Raw genomic sequence first — 17,097 nt, 5'->3', positions numbered from 1 at the left:
CCCCCCCCCCCCCCCCTCCTGGCATGTCCACCCACGTCGCCTCAGCCCCCGCGGGGCGGGACCCCGCGACGTGGGGACGTCGGGCTCAGCGGCAGAGGACGGCGAACCCGCCGCGCGTGCCCGTGTCCTCGAGGAGGCGGTAGCGCGCCTCGGCGCCGTGGTCGGAGTCCAGCGACCAGATCCGCTGCTCGACCCGACCGCCCGACTCGTACGCGAGGGCGATGCGGTCGTACGCGCGCCCGTCGGCGCGGCGGCCGATCACCTGGCTGGGGGCGCCGGGGCTCGAGCACGCCAGGGTGGCCACGAACTCGTCGTCGCGCAGCGTGCGCAGGGTCTCGTGCTGCTGACGCAGGTCGGACATGTTCACGGTCCCCACCAGCAGGGTCTCCTGGAGCACCTGCGGCTGGTCGAGAACGGTCGTGTCGGGGGTCTGGGCGATGGTCGCCATGTGGTTCCTCTCGGTAGGGGGGAGTCGGGGGGCGCGCGTCATTCCGCGGCGTGGACCGGCTCCGTCTGCTCGCAGGATCGACAGATCCCGCGGAAGGTCACGTCGGTCACGAACACGCGCATGTCGTGGCTGTCCGACGGGGTGAGGCAGGGTGCGTGGCCGACCACGCAGTCCACGTCCTCGACCCGGCCGCACACGACGCACTGCACGTGGTGGTGGTTGTCGCCCGTCCGGGTCTCGTAACGCGCTCCTGCGGAGCCGGGAAGGTCCGTCCGGCGGAGCATGCCCCGCTGGTGCAGGTCCTGCACGATGTTGTGGACAGCCTGGGGCGACGTCGACGGCAGCTCCTCGCGGAGCGCCTGGTAGACGTCGGAGGCGCTGACGTGGGGGTGCTCGTCGATGTAGGCGAGCGCCGCGACACGGCCGGCCGTCGCACGCAGCCCCCCGGCGCGGAGGTCCGCGGCCCGGTCGGTGGCGCTGCGCGAGCCACCCGTCCTGTCCATGCCTACGACCCTAGACGGTTGTTTTGATTCAGTCAAAACAACGCCCGACTCAAAGGAGAGACGGCTCCGGGAGGTGACCGCCGTCGCCACGTAGGGTGAAGAGCGTGACCTTCAGCGACGCGAGCAGGACCACCTACACGATCCCCGGGATGCACGTCACCGACCACGTGGTCGAGGTCCCCCTCGACTGGTTCGACGAGACCGACTCCCGCCGGATCACCGTCTTCGCCCGCGAGCTCGTCGACCCGATCAGACGGCGGGACGACCTCCCGCTGCTCGTGTTCCTCCAGGGTGGCCCGGGAGGCAAGGGCCCTCGCCCCACGGGGCCGGACGGCTGGGTGGGCACCATGCTCGCGACGCACCGCGTGATCCTGCTCGACCAGCGCGGCACGGGCCGCAGCTCGGCCCTGCGCGGGCGTCACCTCGCGGCGCTGGGTGACGCGGCCGCGCAGGCCGAGCACCTCTCGCACTTCCGCGCGGACTCGATCGTCGCCGACGCCGAGCACGTGCGCCGCACGCTGTTCGGCGGCCGCCGCTGGGAGTCGCTCGGGCAGAGCTACGGGGGCTTCCTCACGCTCACGTACCTCTCGCGCGCCCCCGAGGGCCTCTCGGCCTGCTACGTCACGGGCGGGCTCGCGGGCCTCGAGGCCGACGCGACCGAGGTCTACCGCCGCACCTACCCGCGCACCGCGGCCAAGAACGCTCGCTTCGCGTCGCGCTTCCCCGACGACGTCGCACGCCTCGCGCGCATCGCGGACAGGATCGCGGTGGGTGACGTCACGCTGCCCGACGGCGACACGCTCTCGGTGCGACGCCTCCAGACCCTCGGCATGGACTTCGGCATGAAGCCGGGCTTCGAACGCGTCCACTGGCTGCTCGACGAGGCGTTCGACCACGGCGACGAGGACCTGAGCGACACGTTCCTCAGCGAGGTCCGGGACCTGACCTCGTACCGGACGAACCCCCTGTACGCGGTGCTGCACGAGTCGATCTACGCCTCGGGCCACGGGGCCACGGGCTGGGCCGCCGAGCGGGTCCGCGCCGAGCACCCGGAGTTCTCCCCCGAGGCCCGACCGCTGCTCTTCACGGGCGAGATGATCTACCCCTGGATGTTCGAGGAGATCGCCGGCCTGCGAGACTTCCGGGGCGCCGCCGAGGAGCTGGCCCGCCGCGAGGACTGGACCACGCTGTACGACCTGGACGTGCTCGCGGCCAACGAGGTCCCGGTCGCCGCGGCCGTCTACTACGACGACATGTTCGTCGACGCCCACCTGTCGCTCGACACGGCCTCGCGCGTCGGGAACGTGCAGGCGCTCGTCACGAACGAGTTCGAGCACGACGGGCTGCGCACGGGTGACGTGCTGGAACGTCTGCTGCCGCTCGTCGACCAGCAGGGCGGGCCGCTGCGCGACGCCTGACAGTCCTCGCCGGGACGGATCGGGCTCAGGCCCGCCGGGCGGGTCCGGGCGGGCCAGGCCGCACAGGGCGGACCGGCGCGTCCCTGCTCACTCCGCGTCGGGCGACGGCGCGTGCTTCTCGAGGAACGCGTAGACCTCCGAGGCGTCCACCCCGGGGAACGACCCCGAGGGCAGGGCCGACAGCACGTGCTGGTGCATGCGCGCGCTGGGCCACGCGACCTCCTCCCAGCGGCGCGCGAGCTGCGCCTGCGGCCGACGGCAGCACGCCTCGTCGGGGCAGGTCGAGGCGCGCCGCACGGTCGTCTCACGTCCACGGAACCACTTGGCCGAGGCGAACGGGACCCCGACCGTGATCGAGAACTCGCCCGTCGTCGTCGTGCCCGTCTGGGTGCTGCACCAGAACGTGCCCGCCGGGGTGTCCGTGTACTGGTAGGACTCGGTCGCCCGGTCGCGGCGCGCGAAGGCCTCGCGCGCAGCCCACCGGCGGCAGACGAGCTGCCCCTCGATGGCCCCCGTGACATCCGCAGGGAACGGCAGCCCGTCGTTCGCGTAGCCGCGGTAGAGCGCGCCGTCGTCGCCCACGCGCATGAAGTGCACGGGGATCCCCAGGCGCGAGGTCGCGAGGTTCGTGAAGCGCTGCGACGCGGCCTCGTGCGAGACGCCGAACGCGTCCCGGAAGTCCTCGACCGCGAGGTCCTTCTCCTTCTTGCGCTGCTCGAGGAACTCGACCGCGGCCGACTGCGGCATGAGGCAGCACGCCGCGAAGTAAGTGATCTCGACGCGCTGCCTCAGGAAGTGGGCGTAGGACGTGGGCCGCTGGTGCCCGAGCACCCGGTGCGCGATGGCCTGCAGGCCCAGCGAACGCAGACCGTGGCTCCCGGGGATCGAGGCCGGCGGGAGGTAGATGCGGCCGTTGCGCAGGTCCGTGACCGTGCGGGTCGAGTGCGGCAGGTCGTCGACGTGGAGCAGCGTGAAGCCGAGCTGCTCGGCCATGCGCGCGACCGTGCGGTGCGTGAGCGCGCCCACGCGGTAGCCGGCCCGGCGCGTCATCTCCTCGGCGAGGTCCTCGAGCTCGGGGATGTAGTTGTTGCGCGACTGGCGCTCGAGCCGGAGCTCGGTGTTGGCGCGCCGCGCCTCCTCGGGCGTCGCGATGGCCTCCGACGCTCGCCGCGCGAGCTCGCCGTGCAGGCCCACGAGGTTCTCCAGGACCGGCATGGGCAGCTTCTGGGAGGCCTTGACCGACGGCAGGCCCAGGGTCGCGAACAAGGGGCCGCGCTGGGCTCGGTCGAGCTCGATCTCGAGGGCTGCCCGGCGCGACGGCGGCTCGTCCGCGAGCAGGTCCGTGACCGCGACGTCGAGCGCCCCGGCCAGCGCCTGGAGCAGTGACAGGCGGGGTTCACGCTTGCCGTTCTCGATGAGCGACAGGAGGCTCGCGGTGGTCCCCACCTGCGCACCGAGGGCGTCGAGCGTGAGCTCGCTGCGGGTCCGGAACCAGCGGATCCTGCGCCCGAGCGTGATGAGGTCGGTGGTCGCGGGGGCGGCGGGGACCTCGGGGGTCGTGGGGATCTTGCGGTCTTCGTCGACGGCCATTCCTTGACTCTATGTCAAGAACCGCGATTCTTGACAGGGATCTGAGTGGAAAACTGCGTCGTTCCGGGTCGAAGGTGGAAACAGCAGAACAGACGCCCACCGGGCGGACGACACCCGCCCAGGACCGGAGACCCGATCATGACCGTGACCGCCAACCCTCGCCGCACCCGCCACGCCGCCCTCACCGAGGACCTGCCCGACACGCTCGCCGCGACCACGGCCGGAGCGGCGTTCGGCCCCGGTGCCCGCTCCGCCGTCGGCGCGGCCCGCGACCCGCGCGCCTGGGTCCGCGAGATCGCGGACCTGACCGAACCCGACGCGGTCGTGTGGTGCGACGGGTCCGCGGCCGAGAAGCAGCGGCTGATCGATCTCATGGTCGACGCGGGCACGCTCCGCCCGCTCGACCCCGGGCTGCGCCCCGGCAGCTACCTCGCCCGCTCGGACCCGAGCGACGTGGCCCGTGTCGAGTCCCGCACGTTCATCTGCTCGCAGGACGAGGCCGACGCGGGCCCCACCAACAACTGGCGCGAGCCCGACGTCATGCGCGCCGAGCTGCGCGGGGTGTTCGACGGCTCGATGCGCGGCCGCACCATGTACGTGGTGCCGTTCTCGATGGGACCCGTCGGCGGCCCCCTCTCGCAGGCAGGCATCCAGGTCACCGACTCCCCGTACGTCGTCGTGAGCATGGGCGTCATGACCCGGGTCGGCAGCGACGTCCTGGCCCTGATCGACGCCGGTGCGCCGTTCGTGCCCGCCGTCCACTCGGTCGGAGCCCCGCTCGTGGTCGACCTCCCCGACGGTTCGATCGACCTCCACGAGGACGTCGCGTGGCCCTGCAACGACACCAAGTACATCGCCCACTTCCCCGAGACCCGCGAGATCTGGTCGTACGGCTCCGGGTACGGCGGCAACGCCCTGCTCGGCAAGAAGTGCTTCGCCCTGCGCATCGCCTCGGCCATGGCCCGCGACGAGGGCTGGCTCGCCGAGCACATGCTGCTCGTCCGGGCCACCTCGCCCGAGGGGCGCGCCTACCACCTCGCCGCGGCCTTCCCCTCGGCGTGCGGCAAGACGAACCTCGCGATGCTCCAGCCCACCGTGCCGGGGTGGAAGGTCGAGACCATCGGCGACGACATCGCGTGGCTGCGTCGCGGCCCCGACGGGACGCTGCGCGCGATCAACCCCGAGGCCGGGTTCTTCGGCGTCGCCCCCGGCACGGGCATCGACACCAACCCCGTCGCGGTCGCGACGTTCGACCGCGACACCATCTTCACCAACGTCGCCCTGACCGACGACGGCGACGTCTGGTGGGAGGGGCTCACGCCCGAGGCCCCCGAGCACCTGATCGACTGGCGCGGCAACGACTGGACGCCGGCCGACGGGGCCGCGGGCACGCCCGCCGCGCACCCCAACTCCCGGTTCACGGTCGCCGCCGCGCAGTGCCCCACGATCGCCGACACCTGGGAGGACCCTGCGGGCGTCCCGATCGACGCGATCATCTTCGGCGGGCGCCGCGCGACCAACGTGCCGCTCGTGGCCCAGGCCTACAGCTGGGAGCACGGCGTGTTCATGGGGGCGACGATCTCGTCGGAGCGCACCGCAGCAGCCGAGGGCGCGCTGGGCGAGCTGCGCCGCGACCCCTTCGCGATGCTGCCGTTCTGCGGCTACAACATGGCCGACCACTGGGCGCACTGGCTGAGCGTCGGCGCGGGGCTCGACCCGGCCAAGCGGCCCAAGATCTTCCAGGTCAACTGGTTCCGCAAGGGCACCGACGGCTCGTTCCTGTGGCCGGGGTTCGGGGAGAACTCGCGCGTCGTCGCGTGGATCGCCCAGCAGGTCGACCGGTCGCGCGGCCTGCGGACCGACGCAGGGGCGGTCACGAGCGCCGTCGGGCTGCTGCCCGCCCCGGGCGCGCTGGACGTCGACGGGCTGGACCTCCCGGAAGGCGCCCTCGACGCGCTGTTCGAGGTGGACGCCGCGTCGTGGCTCACCGAGACCGAGCTCACGAGCGAGTTCTTCGACACGTTCGGCAACCGGGTGCCGGACCAGCTCTGGGCACAGCTCGCGCGGCTGCGGTCGCGGCTCGGGGCCGAGTGAGGCGACGCCCTCCTCACCGAGGGCGGCGCAGCGCCCGCCCCGGGGGACCATCGGTCTCCCGCGGCGGGCGCTCCCGCGCGTGCCCCCGGTCCGGACCCGTCAGCGGTAGACCATGCCCATGAGCTCGCGCACGTCGGCGAGCGTGCGGTCCGCGATCTCGTTCGCCCGCGCGTTGCCGCGCGCGAGGATCTCGAGCACGTCCGGCCCGTCGCCTGCCGCGAGCGCCGCGCGCCGGGCTCGGAGGGGTCGCAGGTGCTCGACGAGCGCCTCGGTCACGAGCGCCTTGAGCCGTCCCGCTCCCGCGTCACCCACCTCGTCCGCGATCTCCTCGGGCGTGCGCCCCGTGCACAGCGACGCGATCGTCAGGAGGTTCGCGACCTCGGGCCGGGCGTCGGGCTCGTAGGTGATGGCCCGCTGGGCGTCGGTCTTGGCCCGCTTGACCCAACGGGCCGTCTCGTCCTCGCTCGCCCCGAGCGGCAGCGTGTTCCCCCGGCTCTTGCTCATCTTGGTGCCGTCGGTCCCGAGGATCGTGGGCGAGGGCGCGAGCAGCGCGTCGGGCTCGGGGAAGTAGGGGTTGGCGGCGGAGTACCGCTGGTTGAAGCGCCGCGCGACCGTGCGCGTCATCTCGAGGTGCGGCAGCTGGTCCTGTCCCACGGGCACGAGGTTGCCGTGGCAGAAGAGGATGTCGGCGGCCTGGTGCACGGGGTAGGTCAGCATGAGCCCGCTCATCGCCCGGCCGCCGGTTGCCGCGGTCTCGGCCTTGACGGTCGGGTTGCGATCGAGCTCGGCGACGCTCACGAGGCTCAGGAACGGCAGCAGGAGCTGGTTGAGCGCGGGGACCGCGCTGTGCGTGAAGACCGTGGTCCGGTCCGGGTCGATCCCGGCAGCCAGGTAGTCGAGCAGGATCTCGCGCACGGTCGCGCGCAGGTCGCCCGCCTCGTCGCGGTCGGTGATGACCTGGTAGTCGGCGAGGATCAGAAAGACCTCGACGCCCGCCTGCTGGAGCCGCACGCGGTTCGCGATGGTCCCGAAGTAGTGACCGATGTGCAGCGCGCCCGTCGGGCGCTCGCCCGTCAGGACGCGGAAGTCCGCGGGGTCCGCGGCGATCCGTGCCTCGACCTCGAGGCTGCGGGCCCGGGCTGCGTCGAGGGTCCCGACGGCGGAGCCCGCCTCGGGCGGACGAGTCCCCCGGGCAGGGGTGGCTGCAGCGGCGGTTGCTGCGGTGGTGAGGGTCATGGGTGCTCCTTGGATCAGGAGCCGCCCTCGCTCGCCGGAGGCGACGGAGGGCCGACCCGGGCTGCACAGAGGGCAGCTCGGGGGACACGACTGGTCACGGCTGCGAGGGCGGCCACCACCAGTTGCGCGTTGTCATGGGTCCTAGGCTACGCCTGCCGTCGCCCCGGGCACGCAGCCGCGGGCCGCCGAGCAGGCCGTCCGCCTCGCCCCCTGCACGCCGGACCCGTTGCCCTCCCCTGCCCCGAGGGCCTAGGGTCGAGGCCGTGACTACCGGGTCGGCCTTGGGCCACGAGCGAGCAGGTTACCCGGCCGCTGAGTGACCGCGGGGCGGCCTCGCGGGCCCCCGCACCGGCGCGTGCCGCAGGTCCGCGCCTCCTCGACGCCGTCGCCTCTCGGAGACGCCTCGAACCGGCCCTGTTCGCTCGCCCTCGAGCCCCGGGCCCCGCCCCTCCCCCCGCATGACACCTGACCCGAGCCCGGCCGCGCCGGCGGCATGCCGCGCGCCCGGACGCCACGGGTCGACCACACCTGGAGATCACACCGCGCATGCCCCTTTCCTTCAACGACCAGATCATCGACGAGTTCCGCACCAACGCCGGCCGTGTCGGCGGCTACTTCGAGGGAGCGCGCCTGCTCCTGCTGACCACGACCGGCGCCCGCACCGGGACACGACGCACCGTGCCCCTGGGCGCCCTGCCCGACGGCGACCGCCGCGTGCTCGTCATCGCCTCTGCCGGCGGCGCACCCCAGCACCCCGCCTGGTTCCACAACCTCGTCGCGCACCCGCTGGTGACGGTCGAGGACGGACTGCGCACGTACGAGGCGCTGGCCACGGTCCTGGAGGGGACGGAGCGCGACACGCTCTTCGCCCGGGCCGCCGCGTCGGAACCGGGCTGGGACGCGTACCAGGCCACGGCGCGACGCACCCTGCCGGTCGTCGCCCTCGAGGCGCCGGCGCCCGCCTCGTCGGCCGGGTCGACGTCCGACGAGGCCCCGCGCTCGGTCGACAGCATCGCCTGACGGGTCCGGCACGGGGGTCGGTGCGCACGTCCCGCACCGGCTCCCTGGTCCGGGAGAATGGCTCCATGCGCGCCGAGAACATCACCGGTCCCGTTGCCCACCACGGCGAGGGGCCGGTCTGGTCCCCCACCTGGGGCGGCCTGCGGTTCGTCGACATGATGGCCGGCGACCTGCTGACCCTGGGGCCCGACGCGTCCGTGACCCGACGCCACGTGGGCGACTACGCGACCATGGTGCGTCCGCGCTCGCGGGGCGGCTACGTCGTCGGGCTGGAGCGTGGGCTCGCGCTCGTCGACGACGAGGACCCCGCCTCCCCCGTGCGCCCGTTCCCCGAGCTGTGGAGCGACCCGACGGTCCGCCTCAACGACGGCTCGACGACGCCCGACGGCGCGTTCTACGCGGGGTCCATGCCGTTCGACGACCGGGCGGGCGCGGGCGCCCTGTTCCGCATCGAGTCCGACGGCGCAGCCCGCCTCGTGCTGTCGGACGTCACGTGCTCGAACGGGCTGGGCTTCTCGCCCAACGGGACGCTCGCGTACTACGTGGACACCCTCACGTGCCGGGTCGACGTGTTCGACTACGACGCGGGCGCGGCCGAGCCGCTCGCGAACCGTCGGGCCCTGGTCGAGATCCCGCGCGAGGACGGGCTGCCCGACGGGCTCACGGTCGACGCCGAGGGCGGCGTGTGGGTCGCGCTGTGGGGTGGCAACGCGGTGCGTCGCTACGCCCCGGACGGCTCGTTGTCCGAGGTCGTCGAGCTGCCCGCCTCGCACGTCACGGCGTGCACGTTCGGCGGCGCGGACCTCGACGAGCTCTTCATCACGACGTCGCGCCTCATGATCGGCGAGCCGTTCGAGCCCGAGACCGACGCGGGGTCGGTGTTCCGTGTGACGCCCGGCGTGACGGGACTGCCGGTCCTGCCGTTCGCGGGCTGACGTACGTGAGACGGGAGAGGCGGCGGCCTCCACCGGCACCTCTCCCGTCTCACGTACACCGGGCGCACCCGGCACCGGCCCTCCGACGACCGCCGGGTGCACCTCGGCGCGTCACACGACCGCGTCGCGGACCTTCTGCTCGCACCGGCCCAGGCCCTCGATCTCGACGGCCATGACGTCGCCGTCGACCAGGTAGGGGAAGCGCCCCGAGAGCGCGACCCCCTGCGGCGTCCCGGTGTTGATGACGTCGCCCGGCTCGAGCACCATGTACTGCGACAGGTGCCACACGAGGAAGTCGACGTCGAAGATCATGTCGGCCGTCGAGGAGTCCTGGCGGACCTCCCCGTTGACCCACGAGCGCAGGCGCAGGTTCGTGGCGTCGACCTGGTCGGCCGGGACGAGCGCGGGCCCCATCGGGTTGAACGTCTCGCAGCTCTTGCCCTTGGACCACTGACCGCCCGAGACCGCCATCTGGTAGTCGCGCTCGGACACGTCGTTGGACACCGTGTACCCGGCGACGTGCGCCGCGGAGTCCGCGGGGGACGCGAGGTAGCGGGCCCTCTTCCCGATGACGATCGCGAGCTCGACCTCCCAGTCGACCTTCTGGGCGCCCGGGGGCAGCAGCACGTCGTCGTCGGGCCCGACCACGGTGTTGGAGTGCTTCCAGAAGATGATCGGGACGGTCGGCGGCTCGGAGCCGGACTCGGCGGCGTGCGCGGCGTAGTTCATCCCGATGCACACCACGGCCGTGGGCCGGGCCACCGGGGCCCCGACCCGCAGCGCGTCGGCGTCCACGACCACGGGCAGCTCGCCCGCGTCGAGGGCGGCCCGGGTACGTGCGACGCCGTCGGCCGCGAGGAACTCGCCGTCGACGTCACGGGTCAAGGAGTCGAGCGAGTAGGTGGTGCCGTCCGCGGTGCGGACGACGGGGCGTTCGTGGCCGGGGAGGCCGAGGCGCATGAGCTGCACGTGCTGCACGGTGGTGCTCCAGGAGGGTCGGGTCCGACGGTGGGCGCGGAGCACTCACCGTCGGACAGGGGTGGACGGAAGGTCAGCGTGCCAGGGCGCGGGCGTAGTCCGGGTTGACGATCGACCCGACGGGACGACCCGCGAGGAACTCGATCGCGTTCTGCGCGGTGTGCACGGGCAGGTCGGCCATGGCCTCGGGCGAGAACCAGGCGGCGTGGGGGCTCAGGAGCACCTGGTCGAGCGTCCGCAGGCGCGAGTCGGCGGGGAGCGGCTCGTGCGAGAAGACGTCGAGGGCCGCAGCCCCCAGGTGCCCGGCCTCGAGCGCGTCGGCCATGGCGTCCTCGTCGATCAGCGGGCCGCGGCACGTGTTGACGACGACCGCGCCGGGCTTCATGGTCGCGATCGACGTCGCGTCGAGCAGGTGCCTCGTGGCCTCGCTGAGCGGGGCGTGCAGGCTCAGCACGTCGGCCTCGGCGATGGCCTGCTCGCGCGAGACGGGCAGGTAGCCGGCCGCGGCGACGTCGACGTCGGGCACGAACGGGTCGTGGACCAGGACGCGGTAGCCGAGCGCCGCGCAGCTGCGCGCCACGAGCGAGCCGATGCGGCCGTAGCCGATGACCGAGACCGTGGTCGCGGACAGCCGCGCGGCCATGGGGCGCGGGGCGGTCGCGGCCCAGACGCCGTCGCGCACGGCGCGGTCGTAGCCGACCAGACCCCGGCTGAGCCCCAGGACCATCGCGACCGTGTGGGACGCGACCTCCTCGATGCAGTAGGTCGGGGTGTTGGCGACGGCGATCCCGCGCTCGGTCGCGGCGACGACGTCGACCATGTCGTAGCCGATGCCCATGCGGCTGATGAAGCGGACGCCCTCGATCTCGTCGAGGACACGTGCGGTGAGGGGCGCCCACTGGACGACCAGGGCGGACGGGGTGGCGCCTGCGGCCGCGGCGTCGCGGACGAGGGCGATGACGTCGTCCTCCGTGCGGGCCGCCCCGCGCACGACACCGAGGCCGGCGGCCGTGACGGTGTCTTCGCAGGCGGTGCCCGGGAGGTCGCAGTCGGTGATGACGACGGTGTCGGGGTTCATGAGCCGAAATGCTATAGCATCTAGCAACCCACGGCCAGCGTGCGTGGACGCGAGGCTTGCGATCCGCGCAATTTGCTATAGCGTTTGGCTCATGGCTCGACGACTTGCGCTGATCACGGGCGCCAGCTCCGGGATCGGTTCCGCGACCGCCCTCCAGCTCGCCCGTGACGGATACGACCTCCGGCTCACCTACGCCCACGACGAGCTCGGGGCGCGCACGACCGCGGACCTCGCGACCGAGCTCGGCGCGACGTGCCACGTCTCGCGCCTCGACCTGCGCGACGTCGCCTCGGTCGAGAAGCTCGTCGCGGACGTCACCCGGCACTGGGGCGCGCTCCACGTCCTGGTCAACAACGGCGGCATGTGCCCCTACCGCGCGCTCGACGACATCGAGCTCGACGAGTGGGACGCCGTCATGGAGACCAACGCGCGCGGCACGTTCGTCCTCTCGCGCGCCGCGCTCCCCCTCCTGCGGGCCGCCGCGGCCCCCGAGGGCGAGGAGCCCGTCGACCGCAGCATCGTCAACGTCGCCTCGATCGCGGGCCAGCAGGGCGCGCTCAAGACCGGGGTCCACTACGCCGCGAGCAAGGGCGCGCTCCTCGCGATCACGCGCAGCTTCGCGCGCCTCCTGGCCGCCGAGGGCATCCGCGCCAACGCGGTCACGCCGGGTCCCGTCACGAGCAACATCACGAACCAGCTCGACGACGCGGGCCGCGCGGCCCTGACGTCCGCCATCCCGCTGGGCAGGTTCGGCACGCCCGACGACGTCGCGTGGGTCATCGCGTCGCTCGCCTCCCCGCGGGCAGGGTTCGTCACGGGGGCCACGTACGACATCAACGGCGGCGTCCGGATCGACTGACGCGGTCGGACCGACCAGCGCGCAACCACCCACCTGACGACCGACGAGACGAGCAGACGCATGACCGAGCGCACCGCACCCCCGAGCGAGACGGCCCACGCCGTGGTCACCGAGCAGGTCGCCGCGTTCAACGCGCACGACCTGGAGCGGTTCCTCGCGACCTACGCGCAGGACACCGTGGTCGTGGGAGTGACGCCCGAGCCGATCGTCGGCAAGGACGCGCTGCGCGCGTTCTACGGCCCCCGCCTCGCAGGCGGCGATGTGCACTGCACGATCGACGCCTCGGTGGCGTACGGTGAACGATGGGTGGTCGCACGCGAGATCGTGACGACCTCGAACGGGTCCGGCGAGACCGTCGCCACCTTCGAGGTCCTCGACGGCGTCATCACCCGGGCGAGCATGCTCAAGGCCTGACGCCCCCACGAACGCGAAGCCCGGTCGGTCACCCCCCTTGATCGATCGGGCTTCGCCCTGCCCGGACCCGTCGGGGGCGAACAGGGCCTCCACCCCGTCGCGAGGATCTCCACCCGGATCTCCACCCGCGGACCGTGGGCACGGGGGCTCGGGCGGAGCAGGCTGAGGACGTCATCCCGCCTCGCCCTCAGGAGCCCTCCGTGAACCCCGAGAACCTCGAACCCGCACTGATCGCCGTCGCCGTCCTCTGCTGGCTCGGCTACCGCCAGACGACCTGGCGTGCCGTCTCGGCGCGCATGTGGACGCTCCCCGCGGTCCTGGGCGCGGTCGGCGTGCTGTCGCTCTCGTCGGCCCTCACGACCCGGCCCACCGGGCTCGACCTGGTCGTCGTCGCGAGCGAGCTCGTGGTGTCGGTCGGTGTGGGTGCGCTCATCGGCGCGATGACCTCGTTCCGGGCGATCGACCCGGCCGCCGCCCCAGCGCCGGGACGGGCACAGCGTCGTCGGGACCGTGCGGTCGCGGCCGGCGCGACGCTCGAGTCGCGAGCCGGGTGGGTCGCACTCACCCTGTGGGTCGCGCTGATCGTCGCACGCCTCGTGACCGGCGCGCTCGCAGGCGCCGCCGGAGCACACCTCGCCGCCTCGGCGGGCGTGATCCTGCTGCTGCTCGCAGCCAACCGGGCGGCTCGCGTCCTGGTCGTGACCGCCCGCGCGGGTCGCCTCGCCCGCGACGACGCCGCGTCCGAGAACCGGGGGGCGAGCCTGCGTGCGACCGCGCAGGTCGCATGATGGTCCCGTGAGCACCCCCGCCCCCTCCCAGGGCACCCGTCCCCCGTCCCACGACGAGTCCGGCGACGCCCGGCCCGCCGCTCCGCCCGCGGGCGGGCCTCCCCCACCCGGAGACGCGCTGCGGCGCCAGGTCCTCGCGGCCGACACCGGGCACAGCCGGACGGGCCAGATCCTCAACCTCGCCGGGGCCGCCGTGGTCGCCTTCGTGCTCGCGAACCAGCTCGTGACCTCGCCCGCACCCGGCCTCCTGACGCTCGTCACGTGGCTGGGCCTGGTCGCCGTCGCCGCCTGGGTCGTCCGCGTGTTCGTACCGCTCCAGAGGGTCGGCCTGGTCACGGCCGCCGAGGTCGTGATGACGGTCTGCGGCGCACTCGTCGTCGTCCCCACGGGCGGCCTCACGATCGCCCCGGTCTTCGCCGCCATCGTCATGGCGATCGGCCGGCCCGCTCGCCCCCTGGGCTACGGGATCGGGCTCGCGGCGACGGCCGTCGCGCTCCAGGGGGTCTTCCTCGTCGTCCGGGGCGACTTCCCCGTGGTGCTCGTCCTCGGGATGGTCGCGGTGTTCGTGCTCGCAGCGACCCTGGGCTTCAGCCGGCGGCAGTCCCGGCTCGCGACCGCCGGCACCCAGCTCCTCGCGGCCGAGCGGCTCGTCGCCGCGCACGACCGCGTCCGCTCCGCAGCCTTCGAGGAGCGGGCCCGGATCGCGCGGGACATCCACGACGTGCTGGCCCACAGCCTGGGCGGGCTCGTCGTCCAGCTCGACGCGATCGAGGCCCTGCTCGAGGCGGGGGACGTCGACGGGGCCGCGTCGCGGGTCGCGGCCGGACGGCGCCTGGCCGCCTCGGGCCTGCGCGAGGCGCGATCGGTCGTCAGCACCCTTGCCGTGCCCGACGACGACCTGGCCTCCCTCCTCGCCGACCACCGTGAGCTGGGGGGCACGGTGAGCCTGGTCGAGTCCGGGGATCCTCGTCCCCTCGGTCGCGAGCAGTCGACGGCTCTTCACCGGGCAGTGCAGGAAGGTCTGAGCAACGCCCGCAAGCACGCGCCCGGGATGCCCGTGCGAGCGACGATCGTCTGGGACGATGCTCGCGTGCTCCTCACGCTCACCACTCCCCGGTCCCCCGGCCCGCGCTCGCCCCTCGCTGCGACAGGAGCGGGCCACGGGCTGACCGGGATGCGCGCCCGGATCTCCGCCCTTCCGCTCGGCGGCGAGGTCCGGGTCGGCGACGACGCCGAGGCGTTCACCGTCGCGGTCGCGGTGGCCCTGCGATGAACGACGAGAGCATCCGCCTCCTGGTCGTCGACGACCAGGCGATCGTCCGAGACGGCCTCGTCACGGTCCTCTCGCTCGTCCCCGACTTCGAGGTGGTCGGCGAGGCCTCCGACGGCGGGGAGGCCGTCCGGCTCGCCGCGACCCTGCACCCCGACGTGATCCTCATGGACCTGCGCATGCCGGGGGTCGACGGCGTCGCCGCCACCGAGCAGATCCTGGCGGCGCACCCGGCCACGGCCGTCCTCGTCCTGACCACCCATGCCGACGACGCGTCGATCCTCGGCGCCCTGCGGGCGGGAGCCCGCGGCTACCTCACCAAGGACGCCGGACGGGCCGAGGTCGCGAACGCGATCCGCACGGTGGCGCTCGGCCAGACGCTCCTGGCTCCCACGGTCAGCGACGTGCTGGTGGGATCGCTCACCGGGCGGGGCCCCGCCGTGACCGTCTCGGCCCCGGCCTCCTCGCTCCCGCTGTCGCGCCGGTTCCCCGCCCTGACGGCCCGGGAGCGCGAGGTCCTGGAGCTGGTGGGGCAGGGGCTCAGCAACTCGGAGATCTCCGAGCGCCTCTTCGTCGGCATGACGACCGTCAAGACCCACATCAACGCGATCTTCGCGAAGCTCGAGGTGCGCGACCGGGCGCAGGCGATCACGCTCGTGCGCTCGTAGCGCAGGCGCCTCCCTCCCGGAGGCGGCACGACGACGGCCCCGGTCCGTGCGGACCGGGACCGTCGTCGTTCCTTGCCTGCGGTCAGACCGCGTCGTCGAAGGCCGCGCGGAGCTTGGCCTCCTCGTCGGTCGACAGGTTGGTCTGGATGAGCTCACCGTGGATGCCCTGCGCCTTGAGCGCCTCGTGGACACGGTCCATGACGGCCCCGGACGTGAGGACGAACAGCGCCGACGTGCCGGGCGTGACCTTGGACCGCACGGTGTCGATGAAGTCGTCGTCGATACCGACGTCGGTCAGCGAGCCCGCGAGCGCCCCGGCGGCCGCGCCGATCGCGACGCCGATGATCGGGATGAAGAAGATGATCCCGAACAGCAGGCCCCAGAACGCACCCCCCAGCGCGCCGATGCCCGTCGTGTTGTTGGACTGGCGCGTCTTGGGCTTCTTCTTGCCCTCTTCCCACGACACGATCGCCGCGTCCTGCACCTGGATCAGCTCCTGCTTCTGCAGCCCGAGCAGCGCGTCCTCCGCCTGCTGCGCACCTTCAGGAGTCTCGAACTTCCACACGGTCAGCGTTGCCACCACATGCCTCGTTCCGTCGTCGTCGGTTCTCGGGAGGACACCGTCCCGGTCCGGGCGCGGGTCCTCCTCGACCGTAGGTGCGGTTGCCCGGCGCCGCCATCGGAGGCCGGTCAGCCGGCGCAGCAGGAGCAGCCGTCGCCGTCGGGCGTCTCGCCACCCGTGGCACGCACGGCCGGGCCCGACGGCGCGCCCTCCTCGCCGTCGGACGCCGTGGTCGAGCGGCTCAGCCCGGCGACCGGGGTGCAGCACGCGTCACCGCGCCAGGCCTCGACGCCCTCCTTGATCGCGACGGCCGCGATGACGAGCGCCGCGATCGGGTCGGCCCACGTCCAGCCCAGGGTCGTGTTGAGCAGCAGGCCCACGAGCAGCACGGCCGAGAGGTACGTGCACAGGAGGGTCTGGCGCGAGTCGGCCACGGCCGAGGCCGAGCCGAGCTCGCGCCCCGTGCGGCGCTCGAACCAGGACAGGAACGGCATGACGGCGAGGCTCACGGCCGCGAGCACGATCCCGACGGTCGAGTGGTCGGGCTCCGAGGCCCCGAGCAGGGTCCGGGCGGCGTCGACGCCCACGAACAGCGCGAGGCCGAAGAACGACACCGCGATGAGGCGCATGGCCGTGCGCTCGCGGCGGTGCGGGTCGGGGGCTGCGAACTGCCACGCGACGGCCGCGGCCGACAGCACCTCGACGACCGAGTCGAGGCCGAAGCCCACGAGCGCCGCCGAGGACGCGATGCGCCCGGCCGTGATCGCGACGACCGCCTCGACCACGTTGTAGGCGATGGTCGCGGTGACGATCCAGCGCACGCGGCGCTCCAGGAGGGTCCGACGGGCGGGCGCGAGGCTCTGCCCGCGCACCTCGCGGGCGGAGGTCGTCGTCCCGGTCATGAGCAGGTGCACCCGTCGGGCGAGCAGCACGTGGGGTCGACCGTGACGACGAGCTGCAGCAGGTCGTCGAGGGCGGGCGCGAGGTGGCTGTCGGCGAGCCGGTACCAGGTGCGTCGGCCGTCGGGGATCGCCTCGACGAGCCCGCACCCGCGCAGGCACGCGAGCTGGTTGGACATGACCTGGCGCGAGACGCCCAGGGCGTCGGCCAGGTCCGAGGGGTACGCGGGCGCTTCACGAAGCGTCAGCAGGATGCGCGCGCGCGTCTCGTCGGACAGCGCGTGCCCGAGCCGCGCGAGCGCCGCGGTGTGCGTGAGGGTGACGGTCTCCATGGACG

At 73.3% G+C, this 17,097-nt stretch carries 18 protein-coding genes; 9 read left to right on the top strand and 9 right to left on the bottom strand.

Annotation, left to right across the window (positions count from 1 at the left end):
• Positions 1-85: 85 nt before the first annotated feature.
• Entirely contained in the window at positions 86-448 is a 363-nt protein-coding gene (locus tag H9641_RS13110; protein WP_191804471.1) for a hypothetical protein, read from the bottom strand.
• Positions 449-486: 38 nt separating this feature from the next.
• The gene (locus H9641_RS13105) at positions 487-951 is read right to left on the bottom strand and encodes a Fur family transcriptional regulator (RefSeq protein ID WP_191804469.1); all 465 of its coding nucleotides are present in this window, start codon (positions 949-951) and stop codon (positions 487-489) included.
• A 149-nt stretch (positions 952-1,100) separates the two neighbouring features.
• Here H9641_RS13105 and H9641_RS13100 point away from each other — a divergent pair, with 149 nt between their 5' ends.
• The gene (locus H9641_RS13100) at positions 1,101-2,369 is read left to right on the top strand and encodes an alpha/beta fold hydrolase (RefSeq protein ID WP_191804619.1); all 1,269 of its coding nucleotides are present in this window, start codon (positions 1,101-1,103) and stop codon (positions 2,367-2,369) included.
• A gap of 87 nt (positions 2,370-2,456) precedes the next feature.
• On the opposite strand, the gene H9641_RS13095 is transcribed toward H9641_RS13100, so the two are convergent.
• A complete protein-coding gene (locus H9641_RS13095; protein ID WP_191804467.1) occupies positions 2,457-3,959 on the bottom strand; it encodes an XRE family transcriptional regulator in 1,503 nt (500 codons plus the stop codon).
• 138 nt (positions 3,960-4,097) lie between these two features.
• Here H9641_RS13095 and H9641_RS13090 point away from each other — a divergent pair, with 138 nt between their 5' ends.
• Positions 4,098-6,053 (top strand): phosphoenolpyruvate carboxykinase (GTP), encoded by a 1,956-nt coding sequence (locus H9641_RS13090; RefSeq protein ID WP_191804465.1) that lies wholly within the window; start codon positions 4,098-4,100, stop codon positions 6,051-6,053.
• Between the two features lie 99 nt (positions 6,054-6,152).
• Here the strand turns inward: H9641_RS13090 and trpS are convergent, their stop codons facing one another.
• Positions 6,153-7,289, bottom strand: coding sequence for a tryptophan--tRNA ligase (gene trpS / locus H9641_RS13085; RefSeq protein WP_191804463.1), 1,137 nt, complete (start codon positions 7,287-7,289; stop codon positions 6,153-6,155).
• A gap of 546 nt (positions 7,290-7,835) precedes the next feature.
• Here trpS and H9641_RS13080 point away from each other — a divergent pair.
• Together H9641_RS13080 and H9641_RS13075 are read left to right on the top strand one after the other, a co-directional pair.
• Positions 7,836-8,309 carry a nitroreductase/quinone reductase family protein gene (locus tag H9641_RS13080; RefSeq protein WP_191804460.1) on the top strand — a complete coding sequence of 158 codons (474 nt, stop codon included), beginning with the start codon at positions 7,836-7,838 and terminating at the stop codon, positions 8,307-8,309.
• Positions 8,310-8,374: 65 nt separating this feature from the next.
• On the top strand, positions 8,375-9,244 hold the full coding sequence (locus H9641_RS13075) for an SMP-30/gluconolactonase/LRE family protein (protein ID WP_191804457.1): 870 nt from the start codon (positions 8,375-8,377) through the stop codon (positions 9,242-9,244).
• Positions 9,245-9,355: 111 nt separating this feature from the next.
• Here H9641_RS13075 and H9641_RS13070 read toward each other — a convergent pair whose 3' ends face one another.
• Both H9641_RS13070 and H9641_RS13065 read right to left on the bottom strand, forming a co-directional pair.
• Positions 9,356-10,213, bottom strand: a complete 858-nt coding sequence (locus H9641_RS13070) for a fumarylacetoacetate hydrolase family protein (protein WP_191804617.1) — start codon at positions 10,211-10,213, stop codon at positions 9,356-9,358.
• A gap of 82 nt (positions 10,214-10,295) precedes the next feature.
• Entirely contained in the window at positions 10,296-11,300 is a 1,005-nt protein-coding gene (locus H9641_RS13065) for a C-terminal binding protein (RefSeq protein WP_191804455.1), read from the bottom strand.
• 91 nt (positions 11,301-11,391) lie between these two features.
• Here H9641_RS13065 and H9641_RS13060 point away from each other — a divergent pair, with 91 nt between their 5' ends.
• From H9641_RS13060 to H9641_RS13040, 5 genes are all read left to right on the top strand, one after another.
• Positions 11,392-12,159: an SDR family NAD(P)-dependent oxidoreductase gene (locus H9641_RS13060; RefSeq protein WP_191804453.1), complete on the top strand. Its 768-nt coding sequence runs from the start codon at positions 11,392-11,394 to the stop codon at positions 12,157-12,159.
• A 60-nt stretch (positions 12,160-12,219) separates the two neighbouring features.
• A complete protein-coding gene (locus H9641_RS13055) occupies positions 12,220-12,573 on the top strand; it encodes a nuclear transport factor 2 family protein (RefSeq protein WP_191804451.1) in 354 nt (117 codons plus the stop codon).
• A 200-nt stretch (positions 12,574-12,773) separates the two neighbouring features.
• Positions 12,774-13,361 carry a hypothetical protein gene (locus tag H9641_RS13050; RefSeq protein ID WP_191804449.1) on the top strand — a complete coding sequence of 196 codons (588 nt, stop codon included), beginning with the start codon at positions 12,774-12,776 and terminating at the stop codon, positions 13,359-13,361.
• A gap of 7 nt (positions 13,362-13,368) precedes the next feature.
• Positions 13,369-14,634: a sensor histidine kinase gene (locus H9641_RS20770; RefSeq protein WP_191804447.1), complete on the top strand. Its 1,266-nt coding sequence runs from the start codon at positions 13,369-13,371 to the stop codon at positions 14,632-14,634.
• Entirely contained in the window at positions 14,631-15,299 is a 669-nt protein-coding gene (locus H9641_RS13040) for a response regulator (protein ID WP_191804445.1), read from the top strand. Before H9641_RS20770 ends, H9641_RS13040 begins: the two co-directional genes overlap by 4 nt.
• Before the next feature lie 82 nt (positions 15,300-15,381).
• On the opposite strand, the gene H9641_RS13035 is transcribed toward H9641_RS13040, so the two are convergent.
• From H9641_RS13035 to H9641_RS13025, 3 genes are all read right to left on the bottom strand, one after another.
• Positions 15,382-15,879: a DUF1269 domain-containing protein gene (locus tag H9641_RS13035; RefSeq protein WP_191804443.1), complete on the bottom strand. Its 498-nt coding sequence runs from the start codon at positions 15,877-15,879 to the stop codon at positions 15,382-15,384.
• A gap of 110 nt (positions 15,880-15,989) precedes the next feature.
• Positions 15,990-16,763 (bottom strand): cation transporter, encoded by a 774-nt coding sequence (locus H9641_RS13030; RefSeq protein ID WP_191804440.1) that lies wholly within the window; start codon positions 16,761-16,763, stop codon positions 15,990-15,992.
• Positions 16,760-17,092 (bottom strand): ArsR/SmtB family transcription factor, encoded by a 333-nt coding sequence (locus H9641_RS13025; RefSeq protein ID WP_191804438.1) that lies wholly within the window; start codon positions 17,090-17,092, stop codon positions 16,760-16,762. The genes H9641_RS13030 and H9641_RS13025 overlap by 4 nt, the downstream gene beginning before the upstream one ends.
• Positions 17,093-17,097: the final 5 nt, after the last annotated feature.

The sequence above is a fragment of the Oerskovia merdavium genome (assembly GCF_014836755.1).
Taxonomy (GTDB): domain Bacteria; phylum Actinomycetota; class Actinomycetes; order Actinomycetales; family Cellulomonadaceae; genus Oerskovia; species Oerskovia merdavium.
This window is presented reverse-complemented; position numbering and strand designations above follow the sequence as displayed.

Coding starts and splice junctions, on each gene's coding strand:
- H9641_RS13110 (WP_191804471.1), bottom strand. CDS start 448: ATGGCGACCATCGCCCAGACCCCCGACACGACCGTTCTCGACCAGCCG.
- H9641_RS13105 (WP_191804469.1), bottom strand. CDS start 951: ATGGACAGGACGGGTGGCTCGCGCAGCGCCACCGACCGGGCCGCGGAC.
- H9641_RS13100 (WP_191804619.1), top strand. CDS start 1,101: ATGCACGTCACCGACCACGTGGTCGAGGTCCCCCTCGACTGGTTCGAC.
- H9641_RS13095 (WP_191804467.1), bottom strand. CDS start 3,959: ATGGCCGTCGACGAAGACCGCAAGATCCCCACGACCCCCGAGGTCCCC.
- H9641_RS13090 (WP_191804465.1), top strand. CDS start 4,098: ATGACCGTGACCGCCAACCCTCGCCGCACCCGCCACGCCGCCCTCACC.
- trpS (WP_191804463.1), bottom strand. CDS start 7,289: ATGACCCTCACCACCGCAGCAACCGCCGCTGCAGCCACCCCTGCCCGG.
- H9641_RS13080 (WP_191804460.1), top strand. CDS start 7,836: ATGCCCCTTTCCTTCAACGACCAGATCATCGACGAGTTCCGCACCAAC.
- H9641_RS13075 (WP_191804457.1), top strand. CDS start 8,375: ATGCGCGCCGAGAACATCACCGGTCCCGTTGCCCACCACGGCGAGGGG.
- H9641_RS13065 (WP_191804455.1), bottom strand. CDS start 11,300: ATGAACCCCGACACCGTCGTCATCACCGACTGCGACCTCCCGGGCACC.
- H9641_RS13060 (WP_191804453.1), top strand. CDS start 11,392: ATGGCTCGACGACTTGCGCTGATCACGGGCGCCAGCTCCGGGATCGGT.
- H9641_RS13055 (WP_191804451.1), top strand. CDS start 12,220: ATGACCGAGCGCACCGCACCCCCGAGCGAGACGGCCCACGCCGTGGTC.
- H9641_RS13040 (WP_191804445.1), top strand. CDS start 14,631: ATGAACGACGAGAGCATCCGCCTCCTGGTCGTCGACGACCAGGCGATC.
- H9641_RS13030 (WP_191804440.1), bottom strand. CDS start 16,763: ATGACCGGGACGACGACCTCCGCCCGCGAGGTGCGCGGGCAGAGCCTC.
- H9641_RS13025 (WP_191804438.1), bottom strand. CDS start 17,092: ATGGAGACCGTCACCCTCACGCACACCGCGGCGCTCGCGCGGCTCGGG.